This window comes from Kitasatospora sp. cg17-2 (genome assembly GCF_054031055.1).
Map to the genome: position 1 here is coordinate 19,882 of NZ_JBSSXW010000005.1, position 12,312 is coordinate 32,193.

General features: G+C 75.1%; 12 protein-coding genes. All 12 read left to right on the forward strand.

Going from position 1 to position 12,312, the window contains the following annotated elements; translation table 11 throughout:
- Nucleotides 1-94: 94 nt before the first annotated feature.
- The 12 genes from ACW14Y_RS42610 to dnaN all read left to right on the forward strand — a co-directional run bounded on the left by ACW14Y_RS42610 (nt 95) and on the right by dnaN (nt 12,293).
- Nucleotides 95-1,696 carry a hypothetical protein gene (locus ACW14Y_RS42610; protein ID WP_456989082.1) on the forward strand — a complete coding sequence of 534 codons (1,602 nt, stop codon included), beginning with the start codon at nt 95-97 and terminating at the stop codon, nt 1,694-1,696.
- A gap of 191 nt (nt 1,697-1,887) precedes the next feature.
- Nucleotides 1,888-2,439: a hypothetical protein gene (locus ACW14Y_RS42615; protein WP_456989084.1), complete on the forward strand. Its 552-nt coding sequence runs from the start codon at nt 1,888-1,890 to the stop codon at nt 2,437-2,439.
- The gene (locus tag ACW14Y_RS42620) at nt 2,439-2,669 is read left to right on the forward strand and encodes a hypothetical protein (protein WP_456989086.1); all 231 of its coding nucleotides are present in this window, start codon (nt 2,439-2,441) and stop codon (nt 2,667-2,669) included. Before ACW14Y_RS42615 ends, ACW14Y_RS42620 begins: the two co-directional genes overlap by 1 nt.
- Before the next feature lie 132 nt (nt 2,670-2,801).
- On the forward strand, nt 2,802-5,501 hold the full coding sequence (locus ACW14Y_RS42625; protein WP_456989088.1) for a hypothetical protein: 2,700 nt from the start codon (nt 2,802-2,804) through the stop codon (nt 5,499-5,501).
- Between the two features lie 16 nt (nt 5,502-5,517).
- Complete coding sequence (locus ACW14Y_RS42630) at nt 5,518-5,937, forward strand: conjugal transfer protein TraB (protein ID WP_456989090.1); 420 nt, start codon at nt 5,518-5,520, stop codon at nt 5,935-5,937.
- Between the two features lie 96 nt (nt 5,938-6,033).
- A complete protein-coding gene (locus tag ACW14Y_RS42635) occupies nt 6,034-8,337 on the forward strand; it encodes a hypothetical protein (protein ID WP_456989092.1) in 2,304 nt (767 codons plus the stop codon).
- Between the two features lie 77 nt (nt 8,338-8,414).
- Nucleotides 8,415-8,609 (forward strand): hypothetical protein, encoded by a 195-nt coding sequence (locus ACW14Y_RS42640; protein ID WP_456989094.1) that lies wholly within the window; start codon nt 8,415-8,417, stop codon nt 8,607-8,609.
- Nucleotides 8,610-8,700: 91 nt separating this feature from the next.
- Nucleotides 8,701-9,177 (forward strand): AAA family ATPase, encoded by a 477-nt coding sequence (locus ACW14Y_RS42645; protein ID WP_456989096.1) that lies wholly within the window; start codon nt 8,701-8,703, stop codon nt 9,175-9,177.
- 151 nt (nt 9,178-9,328) lie between these two features.
- On the forward strand, nt 9,329-9,493 hold the full coding sequence (locus ACW14Y_RS42650) for a pRL2-8 (RefSeq protein ID WP_456989098.1): 165 nt from the start codon (nt 9,329-9,331) through the stop codon (nt 9,491-9,493).
- A gap of 156 nt (nt 9,494-9,649) precedes the next feature.
- The gene (locus ACW14Y_RS42655; RefSeq protein WP_456989100.1) at nt 9,650-10,282 is read left to right on the forward strand and encodes a hypothetical protein; all 633 of its coding nucleotides are present in this window, start codon (nt 9,650-9,652) and stop codon (nt 10,280-10,282) included.
- Nucleotides 10,283-10,410: 128 nt separating this feature from the next.
- Nucleotides 10,411-11,028: a hypothetical protein gene (locus tag ACW14Y_RS42660; RefSeq protein ID WP_456989102.1), complete on the forward strand. Its 618-nt coding sequence runs from the start codon at nt 10,411-10,413 to the stop codon at nt 11,026-11,028.
- 50 nt (nt 11,029-11,078) lie between these two features.
- Nucleotides 11,079-12,293, forward strand: a complete 1,215-nt coding sequence (gene dnaN, locus ACW14Y_RS42665) for a DNA polymerase III subunit beta (protein WP_456989104.1) — start codon at nt 11,079-11,081, stop codon at nt 12,291-12,293.
- The last annotated feature ends 19 nt before the right edge of the window (nt 12,294-12,312 follow it).

Sequence of the window (12,312 nt, forward strand, 5' to 3'; positions counted from 1 at the left end):
CCCGCCCCGGACCACCGGGCGCGGGGCGGCGGCGCACGACATCGGTGCCCGACGCACCCCGGCGTCCCCGCCACAAGAGAAGAGAGGAGACGAGGTGACCATCACCGTCGACAAGCCGGTCCACCCGCTGCCGCCCGCCCGCAACCCCGCCCCCGGCGCCGTCCGGGCTGCGGCTCCCGCCGCGAGCGCGGTGCACCTGGTGACCCGCCAGGAGTACGAGGCCGCGAAGACCGCCCTCGCAAAGCTGACCCGTCTCGGCCGGCTGATCACCCGCTCGCTGATGTCGATCGGCGGCGGGGCGCTCGTGTTCACCTGCGTGAACGTGACCCTGTTCGCGATGAGCCACCACATCCCGGGCCTGATCGCCTGGATGCTCGACCCGATGGCCTCCCTGGCCCTGATCACCGTCCTGTACGTCGACGGCGTCCTCGCCGAACAGGGCGGCGACGAGCGGGCCGGCACCTGGCCGTTCCTGCTGCGCTGGTTCGCCGGCATCAGCACCTGGCTGATGAACTCCTGGACCTCCCTCTACCCGGACGGGAGGTTCACGCTCGTCCCCGACCACCCGGACGCCGGCGGCCTGCTGCTCCACTCGGTGGCCCCCTTCCTGCTCATCACGATGGCCGAGGCGTCCTCCGGCTACCGCAAGTACCTCGCCCGCCGCCTCGGCGAGCTGCGCCGGGTCGTGCAGGCATTCGAGGACCAGCAGCAGGCCGCGAAGTCCGAGCGCGAGCGCCTCATCCGCGAGGAGAACGAGCACGCCGAGCGCGAGCGCCGGGAAGCCGAGCGCGCCGAACGCGAGGACCGCCGCCTTCGCGAGGACCGCGAGCACCAGCAGCGACTGGAAAGCGAGCGGGCCCGCGACGCCGCTCAGATCGCTCGCATCGCCGCGCAGTCGGAAACCGAGCGGCTCCGCGAGCAGGCCGCCCTGGAGAACGCGAGGGCGCAGCGCGAAACCGAGAAGGCGCGTGTCGAACGCGAGGCGGAAATCGAGCGGCTCCGCGAGGAGACGGCGCTGGAGAACGCGAGGGCGCTTCGCGAGGCCGAGCGGCTGCGCGCGGAACGGGAGAACGAGGACGCCCGGGCGCGCCGCGAGCAGGAAATCGAGGCGGAGCGGCTGCGTTTCGAGCGGGAGAACGAGGACGCCCGGGCGCGCTCGGAAGCCGAGATCGAGGCGCTGCGGATCAAGGCCGAGGGCGAGGCCCAGGCGCAGCTGTTGCTGGCGAACGAGCAGGTCAGGCAGCAGCGGGCGGCCGAGGAGGAGCGCCGGGCCAAGGAGGTTGCCGAGGCCGAGGCCAGGCGCCGCAAGGCGGAGGAGCGGGCCGCCGCGCGACAGAGCCGACTGGCCTCGCAGAGTGCTCGCACATCGCGTTCGGTCACCTCGCGGGTTCCCTCGGAAATCGCCTCGCAGAACAGCGGGACGGTTCCTCGCGAAGTCCGCTCGCAGCTTCGCGAGCAGGCCGAGCGGGAGGTCGCGCGGCTGATGCTGGAGGGCTCGGAGATCGACCAGCAGGCGATCGGCGCGCGCTACGGCAAGGGCGAGACGTGGATCGGAGACCGCATCCGTTCCGCGAAGAGGCGCCTCGCGGACGACACCGAGTTCGAGTTCGCGGTCATCTCCTCCGCGCTCGAGGACGAGATGCCGGTCTCCGAGGACACCAAGCACGACGACCAGGCCGTCGACGAGGCGGCGTGACGGGAAGCCGGCTTCTCCGGTGGCCACCAGAGCACTCGTAATGCCCTGGTGACCGCCGAAGGTGCCGACGGCACCGAGCACCACCATACGACCCGGTCGTCCGGCCGGAGCCCGGGTCCGAGAAACCCATCACCCGAGGTCAGGAGGCTGACGCCGTCCTGCCCGCACGCTCTCGAAAGGGGAGCCCACCCATGGACCTGAACGCCCTGTTCAGTGACGAGGAGATGCGGAAGTTCACCGCGTCCCAGCGCGACCAGCACCTGGAGGACGCCCGCCAGTACGGGCAGCTCGCCATCGTCGTCGAGCAGCGCCTGCGGAACACCCCGATCGAGGGCGACCGCTGGCTGTCCGAGCGCAACCGCGCCCGCAAGGTCGCCGCCAAGCTGCGCCGGATGGAGAAGGCGTCGAAGCGGGCGGCCGGGGCGGCGGAGGCCCTGTACGCCACCTACGTGCACCAAGTGCTTGAGCTCCCGGCGCGCCGGAACACCGCCGCCGAGCGGAAGGCGGCCCGCCGGGCCCGGCGCGGGGCGCAGCTGCAGCACACGGTGGCCGCCTCGCTGGGCAGGTCGGCGGCGCAGCTGTCCGGCGTGGACGGCGGCCCGGCCGCGGCCGCGGGCGAGGGCGACAACGGTGGGGTGTACCTGCCGGTGCAGCCGCCGGTCGGGGCTCCGGCGGAGCCGGCGGCGGCCCCGGCGATCAACGGCATCGGGGACTTCTTCCCGGCGCCGAAGCGGGTCGGCTGATGGCCCGCAGGAGCAGGGCGGAGGCCGATGCCAGGCGCCGGCACAACCGTCGTCAGCACTGGCGCGAGGGCGGCGAGAAGGCCCGCGCCGCGGGCCCGGCCCCGTACGCCGCCTACTGGTGGGACGTCGCCCGGTCGATCGCGGTGGAGGCCGAACGCGAGGGGCGGCCCCAGGTCTGGAACGAGCTGGCCACCGCGCTCCACGGGTTCTTCGAGCGTCACAACCAGTAGCCGCCATCACCAACCACAACCACAACCACAACCGGCTGGGGGCCGCCGTGGCGGCCCCCAAGGTGCGCGCGCGACGCGCGCGCGCGAGGTTGCCGTACCTGTGACTGTCTGTCAACTCAGGAAGGAGGAGGAATGAGCGACGACGAGGACTCCGGCGAGGGCTCCGGCACCGTCATCCCGTTCCCCGGAGGAGCCGGTGGAGGGGTCGGATTCGCGCCCCCGCCGCTGCCGGAGGCACCGTCTCCGCTGCCCGACGGACCGGCCGCGCCGCCGGTCCTGGAGATGCCGCCGGACAGTGGCCGGCGCTCCCCGCTGGAGACCCTGGCCGCCCTGTCCGGCCCGGCCGAACTCGTACCGGTCGGGCCCCCGGCGCTGCCCGACGGGCCGGCCGCGCCGGCCCCGCCGGTGCCCGGCCACGTACCCGCCACGTTCCGCTCCGAGGCCGCCCAGGAGACGGCCCCCGGTCCGGGTCTGGGCGCGCTGTCGCTCGCCGCGGTGCTCGCCGTCTCGGTCGCCGCGATGCGCGGCATCCACTCGGCCGTCACCGCCTGGCGGGCCAGCCGCGAGCAGCGCAAGGCCGTCGCCGAGGCTGCCGAGACCGCGGAGAAGACCGGGAAGGACGGCAAGGAGAACAAGGAGAAGAAGGGCGGCGGGCGGGACACGGTGGCCCCCTCGCACGAATGGGGCCGCCGCTCCCTCGACCGCCAGCAGGGCGGCAGGGGCGGCGGGGCCGGCGGGGGACGGGGCCCGGGCGGCTCCGGCGGAGCCCCGGGCGGTCCGGGCGCGCCCCGCCGGGGCCCGGACCGGGGACCGGCCGCCTCCCCCACCGGCAACACCGGCGGCAACCGCAAGGAAACCGGCAAGAAGGACACGGACAGGAAGGACACCGGCAAGGGCGGCCCCGGCGCCGGCCCGGGTGCCGGCGGTGGCTCGCCGAAGGGCAAGGACACCGGCACCACCGGCAAGAAGGACACGGACAAGAAGAACACCGGCAAGGGCGACTCCGGGAGCTCCGGCTCCGGCGCTTCCGCCGGTGGCGGTCCGTCCAAGGGCAAGGACACCGGCAAGGGCGGTCCCGGCCCGGCTGATCCCGGCGGCTCCCCGAAGGGCAAGGACACGGGCAAGGGCGGCTCCGGCGGCTCCGGCTCAGGCGCTTCCGCCGGTGGCGGTCCGTCCAAGGGCAAGGACACCGGCAGGAAGGACACCGGCAAGGGCGGGGCGGGCGCGGACAGGAGCCGCAGCAACCCGGGAAAGTCCATGCCCGGTGCAGTGCGCCGCACGTCGCAGGGCGGCGGTCCGGCCGCCCGGGGCAAGGCCGGCGGCAGGAGCGGCAAGGACGGGGGGAGCACCCAGGCGCCGGGCACGCCCGGCGGGAAGAACGGTCCCGGCAGGTCCGGGGCCGGTTCGACCGGCGGCACCGCGCCGGGCAAGCCGGGCGGCAAGAACGGTCGGGTGAAGGCGCCGACCGGCGCGTCCGGCACCGGCCCGTCCTCGGGCACCCTGCGCAAGGGCAAGGGGAAGAAGGGCGGCGGGGCCGGCGGGTCGACGGGTGCACCGTCGGCGCCCAAGGCCGCGCTGGTGGGGAAGAAGCAGAAGCTCGGACCCGGGGTGCGGCACGGCACTCTGCAGGCGTGGGAGGACGCGGACTGCCGCTGCCGCCGGTGCATGAAGGCGTACCACCGCCGCAACGCCGGCGCCCGCCCGGGCACGTTCAAGCAGGCGGTGAACGAGGAGTTCGAGCGGCGCTGGGCCAAGCGGATGGGCACCCACAAGCCGGTGTTCTCCCGGGTCTCCAAGAAGGCCAGGAAGAAGGCCGCCCGGAAGAAGGCGGCCCGGGCCGCCGCCTCGGCGGCCGCGGGCACCGGGCCGGGCACGGCCGGCCCGGGCGCGAAGAAGTCCCGCGGCGGCTGGGGAGCCGCCTTCCGCCGGGCCAGGGCCCGCGCGAAGCGCAAGGCGCCGAACACCCCGCCGCCCGGTCCGGGCAGCACGCACAGCGGCGGGTTCACCGCCGGGCCCGGCGGCACCACGGCGGGGCGCAGCACGCCGTTCTCGGCGGCGGGGATGGCCAGCGCCGGGGGCGAGACGCACACGGTGGTGCGGACCGACCGGGTCGGTGACGCCGGGGCCTCCCGCACCCGGCCCCCGGAGCACGCCGCCGGGCAGGGGCTGCCCGCGAGGGCACCGGCCGCGCTCGGCCCGGCCTCGGTCAAGCACACCCGGCGGCCGGGCACCCGCCGGCCGATCCCGATGCCGCCCGCCCCCGCCCCGGCGCCGGTTGCCCCGGTCGCCGCAGCGTCGGCGGTGCCGGCCGCCGGGGCGCCCGTCCAGCAGGCCGCCGCCGCGGTGGCGGCCTCGATCCCCGCACAGAGCGGACCGAGCACAAGGAGCATCACCAACGTGTCCCTGCCCATGACCACCACGCCCGCCGCGGCGCCGGGGATGTCCTCCGAGCACGCCACCGAGATCACCCTCGACGACGTCCTGGACGAACTCGGCCGCCTCACCCAGGAGGGCTTCGCCGCGCACGACACCTGCACCGCCCTGGCCGAGCGGGCCCGCCGGCTGCGCTACGAGCTGGAGGACCTGGCGGCCGAGCTGCGCACCAGGAACAACGTCATCGGCTCCATCACCTCGACGGCCATGAGCCGGCTGGCGGAGTCGATGGACGTCCTCGCGGCGAAGGCCGACGAGATGAAGGTCGCCTCGCTGGAGGCGGCCGAGCAGTCCGAGAGCGCCGACCAGGCGATGAACGACCACTACAAGCCGATCCAGGCAGCGACCGCCGACGCCGGGCTGCGCACCCCCTCCGCCCGCGTCCACAACGAGAACTGAGAAGGAGGAGCAGCCGATGAACGACATCGAGCTGTACGACAACCACGGCGAGGTCGAGCACGGCGGCGGGGCGCTCGGGTTCCTCGCGCTGGCGGCCCGCACCGCGCAGCTGACCGCGAGCGCCCTCAAGCTCAAGGAGGGCATGTGGGCGCTGCAGCGGCACATGGAGCACAACGCCGGGCAGGCCCGCACGCTGTCGGAGATGTGCGGGCAGGCCGAGGTCGCCGACCGGTTCACCGCGCAGATCCTCGAGGTCTCCGCCGCACTGACCCGGGTGGCCACCGCCTCGGGCGAGATGGCGTCGGCCGCCGACGCCACCGAGAGCGCCGCCCGCGGCTTCGAGGCCGCGCACGACGGCGAGTACCGGGGCATCCACGAAGCCGCCCAGGCCTCCGGCGTGCCGATGGCCAAGCCCGGCTTCTACGAGGTCCGCTGACCCACCCCGCACCACCGCACCGACCCCGACGGGGCTGCACCCGAACAGCCAGGGTGCGGCCCCGTCCCGCACCCCCCGAAGGAGAGGAAGGCGACGGTGACCGTCACCGAGCACACCCAGGCGCCGGCCACCGGCACCGCCACGACCGTTCCCCCGGGCACGATCCGCCGCCGCACCAACGGCGAACGCCTCGCCTACGCCGCCTGCGCCGCCGGTGCCGCGATCGGCCCCCAGCTCGACCAGGGCCCGCTCTCCTGGCTCGGCGCGCTCGGCACCGCCGCCGGCACCGGCCTGTGGCTGTACTGCAAGGCCACCCCCAGGGACGGCTCCGCACCCGGCCTGGGCCTGCTGCGCTCCGCGCTGCGCGCCCTGCCGGCGCTGTCCGGCTCCGCCGTCTACACCGCGGCGCTCGCCGCCCCGGGCACCGCCTGGTGGGAGATCGCCGGCCCCGTGCTGTGGGGCGCGGCGATGGCGGCCGCCACCCCCTACACCCGCTCGGCCGCCCTGACGGAGGAGGCGCTGCCCGACCTGGTCGCCGCCCTCCCCCAACAGGGCGCCCCGGCCGGGCCGCCGACCGACTACCCGTCGTTCCTCGCCCGCCTGTGGGACCAGGCGAACCTCGCGCCCGGCACCCGGCTGGACGCCGTCGAGCAGTTCCAGCAGGGCCTGCCCGACTTCAGGGCCGTCGTCGTCGCCCAGCCCGGCAAGGCCGTCCCGCAGCTGTCCCTGCGCAGCCTCGCGGCGGCGTTCGACGTCCCCGAGGAGGCCATCAGCTTCACCTCGCTGCCCCGCTCCGGCCCGGGACGCATGGTGCTGCAGGTCACCCCCACCGTCGGCGAGACCACCCGCCAGTTCCAGAGCCTGGAGGCGCTGTGGGAGAGCGCGGTCAGCTGCCCCGGCGGCGCGGCCCCCGGTGTGCGCTTCGTGCGGGCCCGGATCGAGGAGGACCGGATCGTCATCCTCGTCGCCTCCCCGCGCGGCAAGAAGATCCGCCTGCCCCATTCCGAGGTCTGCTCGGCCCTGGACGTCGACGACCCGACCCGCCTGGTCATCGAGACCGACGGGCTGCGTCAGGCCGTCGTCTCCGTCTACCGGATCAACCCGCTGATGAACGTCCGCAAGGCCACCGTCGCCGATCTGACGATGGACGAGCGCGGCCGGGTCGCCGTGGGGGTGTGCCACGACGGGCGCCCGGCCGTGATGCGGCTGTGGGACCCGGGGCAGGGCGCGCTGCGAGGCATCGTCGCCGGCGTCACCGGCGCGGGGAAGTCCGTGCTGCTGAACCTGATCCTCGCCGCCGAGAAGCGCTCGGGGGTGGTGTCGTGGGTCGCCGACATCCAGGGCGGCATGTCGCTGCCGGAGGCCGACGGCAGGGTGGACTGGTTCGCGAAGGGTGAGGACGAGGCCCTGTCGATGCTGGCCACCGCCCACAAGGTGATGAAGCACCGCGAGAAGGTCTCCAACGAGATGGGCCGCGGCGACTTCGCGATCGGCTGCCCGTGGTCGCTGCTGAACATCACCCTGGACGAGATCAACCGGCTCCTGTCCCACCCGGACGAGAAGAAGAAGAAGCTCGCCGCCTACCTGATCGCCGACATCCAGAAGACCGGCCGCAAGGTCGGCATCGGCATCCGCCTGGCCGTCCAGTCCCTGCACCTGAAGGACCTCGGCGACGAGGAGGCGATCCGCCAGCAGGGCAAGGTCGGCGTCCTCTTCCTCATGCGCACGACCAGCTCCTCCACCCGGGACATGGGCCTGGACGGTGTCGCTCCGCCCGGATTCCAGCTCGAGAACATCCCCGCCCGCATCTACGACAACGGCCAGATCGAAGCCCTCTTCGACGGCACCGACGACGACGAAGGGCAGAGCACGGCCGGCATGGCCTACATGTTCCTCGACGGCCGCGCCCGCTTCATGCGCACCTTCTACGCCGAGAAGAAGAACGGCATCTATCCGGACCTGATCGAGCTGTACGGCGACGAGCCGCCGGTCACCGTCACCGACGGCGAGGCCCACGCGGCGGGCAAGGCGTACGCACTGCGCGACACCCCGCCCACCGAGCCGGCGCCGGACGGCGCGCCCCTGGCCGACGCCGCCCACGGGCCGGTACCGGCCCCGGCCGAGGTTCCGGAGCTCGTCCTCGAACTTCCCGCCGCAGCCGACGGCGACGAGGGCCCCGACCTGGGCGACCTGTTCGACAGCGGGCCCACCCTGCGCGAGCGGATCCTCGACCTCCTGGCCGACGGGCCCATGAGCCTGCCGGAGATGCGCAAGGTCCTGTGCCCGGAGTACGAGACCGGCTCGGTCAACACCGAGACCGGCGAGCTCCACCGGTCCGGCTGGCTGGAGAGGGTCGGCCGCGGGGTCTACCAGCTCGTCACCGAGCCCGCCGACGCCTGACCACCCACCACCACCGAACACCCGGCGGGCCCGGCCGACCGGCCGGGCCCCACCCGCGCAAGCCCGAAGGAGCCCCCGTGGTCGTCTCCGTCTCCGGCGTCGTACTCGCCGGCGTCGTCATGGTCCTGCTGGTCCGCAACCGCCGCGCCACCGTCGGCGCCGCGATCGTCGCCGCCGTCTTCGGCTTCCTCCTCGCCTCCACCGGCCTCGCCGAGCCGATCCGCTCCGCCCTCGACGGCGGTGCCGAGGTCACCAGCTCCGTCAAGCCCTGACCACCCACCGGCCCGGGCACACCGACCAGGCCCCACCGGGGGCCGACTCCCGCACACCCGCCCGCCCCCGTCCCGCGAAAGGACCAGTCCCGTGCACAAGCTCCTCCTGGTCGGCCCCACCGGCTCCGGCAAGACCCACCGCCTCCAGCACCTGGCCGCCGCCCACGCCGCCGACCCGACCGCCACCACCTGGGCCGTCGACCCCCACGCCCAGCTGGTGGACGCCGACCGCCGCACCGACCTCGACGGCGCCGCACAGATGCTCGCCGACGCCCTCGCCCTGATCGACGGGCGCACCGGCCGCGGCGAGGAGCACATCCCGACCGCGGCCGAGCCGAGCGTGCTGATCCTGATCGACGACGCCGACGACCTGATGGCCCGCCACGAGCCGACCTGCGGACAACTGCACCGCCTGGCCACCACCGGCCGACGCGCCGCCGTCCACACCGCCCTCACCGTCCAGAGCACCACGTTGCAGGCGTGGCGGCTGGCAGCGCTGCGCGACCACTACCTGAACCCCGACACCGCCGAGCACCTGCCCCGCCGCCACAGCGGCGACGAGGACTGACCCGCACCCCCGACCGCCCGTCCCCGGCCTCTCCGGGGGCCGCCGGACCCGCCCCGCCACCGGGCGCGGGCCCGGCGGTCCCAGAAGGCGCCCGGCGCCGCGCCACCGCCCGGGCCCGAGTACCGCGGCCCGACACCAGAAGGAGAAAACGATGGGCAACGACACCGCCAACAACCCGCCGCGGAACGAATGCAGGCAGTGCTGGTACCACGCCTACGCCAAGGACGCGCACTCCCACCTCGGCCCGCGCGAGAACTGCCAGCCGTGCGTGGACCACATGAACCACGGCCACCCCCCGCACATGATCGTGCAGTGACCCGCGGCCGGTCCCACCGAGACCGGCCGCAGAGAACCGCGCCGTCCGCCCCAGCAGCGCACCCACCGAGCAGTGAGCGCCCGCTCCCGGCCTCTACGGGCGCGGCCGGCGCCCCCGATCCGAGCGAGCCCTCCCCGCCACACCTAGGAGCACCCCGTGGACAGCATCTACACCGCCACCCCCGCCGCCGACACGGCGGTCGACCTCAACGCCTACCTGCTCCAGGAGGGCTTCGTGGTGGCCTCGCTCGACGGCCGGGTCGTCGCCGTCCCCCTCCAGCCCTCCCCCGCCACCCCGGCCCTGATCCCCGCCCTGGTCGACGGCAAGGTCATCGCCGTCCCCGTGCACAACCCCCTCGCCGCCGCCGCGGAGACCGCCGCGAAGCCGCTGCCCGCCCCCGCCGCACCGGCGCCGGTCCCGGTGGTCGACCCGGGCCTGCCACTGGCGGTGCGCCAGTACGTCCTCTACGGATCCATCGCCTCCCTCGCCGCCGGCGGAGCGGTGTGGATGCTCGGCGCCGCCGTCGCGCAGGTCGCCCCGCACGCCGACGCACTCGGCGACCTCCTCAAGTGGGCCGCCGTCCTCGTCGCCGCCGTCGTCCTCGGCGTCGCCGGCCTGCTCGGCAAACTCCGCTCCGCCACCGGCACCGGCGCGGGTACGTCCGCGTCGGCGGGCGGCGACGGTGCCAGCACCGGTCCCGTCCTCGCGATGTTCCACCGGCACACCGAGGTCACCATCGGCCGGCAGTCCGCCGGATGGAAGGGCACGGTCACCAACAACGTCCGCTGACCGGCCGCCCGGCCTCGCCCCCGGCCCGCACACCGCCCGCCCCGCCGAACACCGGCCGGGCGGGCGGGCCGCTTTCCGGGGACGGGGCCGGCCGACCGGCCGACACCGCGACCTGCCTGGAGGACGTCGTGAGCAGCACCGTCACCGTCACCGCCGACCCGGCCAGCCCCGAGGAGATGGGCGCCGCCGCGGTCACCGCCATCACCGAGGCCCTCGAGGCCGCCGCCACGACGCGCCCCCCGGTCGACCGCCGGGCGCCGTGGCGGATCGAGGGCACCCCCTACAGCGCCGCCCGCCTGACCGTCGGTGACCTCACCGCCGTACTGGCCGCCCTGCCCGACCACCTGCCGGTCGTCTGCGGCGTCCCGAAGTGGGACCGCCGCGCCGCCTGGCCGGTGCGCGCCACCACCTGGGACGGCGCCCTGGTCCTGCGCACCACCACGCCCGACCCGGACCCGACCACCCCGGCCCTCGACCTCCACCTGCCCGCCCCCGCCCCCGACGGCGACGCACGGCCCGCCGCGGCCCGCCGTACCGGCCTGGCCGCGGTGCTGACGGTCGGCGACCTCGCCGCCGGCCTGGCCGCCCTGCCCGACCACGCCCCGGTGACGGCCGTCGTCCCCGGGTGGGCCGGCACCGCCGAACTCGTCCTGGAGCACGCCGACGACTACGGCGACTGCCTCCTGCTGGACACCGGCTACTCCACCTGCGAGGAGCTCTCCGGCGCCGCCGACGCCGACGCATAGCCCCGGCCCCGCCCCGCCCACCGCACCCCGGCCTTTCCGAGAGGACCCCGATGAAGCTGCGCCTGTTCGCCGGCCCGTTCGCCGACGCCGTCGCCCACGCCGCCCGCGCCCTGCCCACCCGCCCCCCGGTGCCCGTCCTCGGCGGCATCCTGCTGCGCACCGGCGAGGACGGGCTGCACCTGGCCGCGTTCGACTACGAGGTGTGCTCGACCACCCGCGTCGACGCCGAGATCGCCGACGACGGCACCGCGCTGGTCTCCGGACGGCTGCTGTCCGACATCGCGAAGACGCTCCCGAAGTCGGCCGAGGTCGACCTCGAGCTCTCCGGAGCCCGCCTGCTCCTCACCGCGGGCAGCGCCCGGTTCACCCTGCCGACCCTTCCCGTCGAGGAGTACCCGGCCCTCCCGGCCGCCCCGGACAGCGTCCTCACGGTGGAGGGCGACGCGCTCGCCGACGCCGTCGCCCAGGCCGTCGTCGCGGCGGGCACCGACCACTCGCTGCCCGCGCTCACCGGCGTGCAGATGATGCTGGAGGGCAGCCGGCTCACCCTGGCCGCCACCGACCGCTACCGCTTCGCGGTCCGCGAGCTCACCGTCAGGCCCACCGGCACCCTGCCGGCCGCCGAGCCGGTGAGGAAGGCCCGGAAGAAGGGCGAGGAGGACGCCGGGCCGACGGCCGAGGAGCTCGACGCGGCGGCCCGCACCGTCCTGGTGCCCGCGAAATTCCTCGCCGAGGCGGCCCGCGCCCTGGCCGGCGAACACCCCGTCAGCATCGGCTGGTCGGACGGGCAGATCACCCTCTCCGTCCCGGGCCGCACCACCGGAACCCGTCTCCTGGAGGCCGAGTTCCCCAAGTTCCGCAACCTCTTCCCCACGGCCGAGGACGCGGAGCTGACCGTCACCGTCCCCGTCGAGGAGGCGCTGGCCGCCGTCAAGCGCGTCGCCCTGGTCGCCTCCGACAAGCGCCCGATCCGCCTGGCCGTCGACGGCGACCAGCTGCTCGTCGAGGCCGGCGACGGCGACGACGCCCGCGCCGCCGACCGCATCCCCTGCAACTCCGTCGGCTCGCTCACCGACCGGGTCCAGGGCTGCGACGCGGCGTTCAACCCCGGCTACCTCGCCGACTGCCTCAAGGCCGTGACCACCCCCGAGGCCCGCTTCCACCTCACCTCCTCCACCAAGCCCGTCCTGATTCTTGGTCACAGCGGCGAGGACACCGGCGGCGACTACCAGCACCTGCTGATGCCCATCCGCCTCCAGGGCTGACCCCGTACGACCCCGCCCG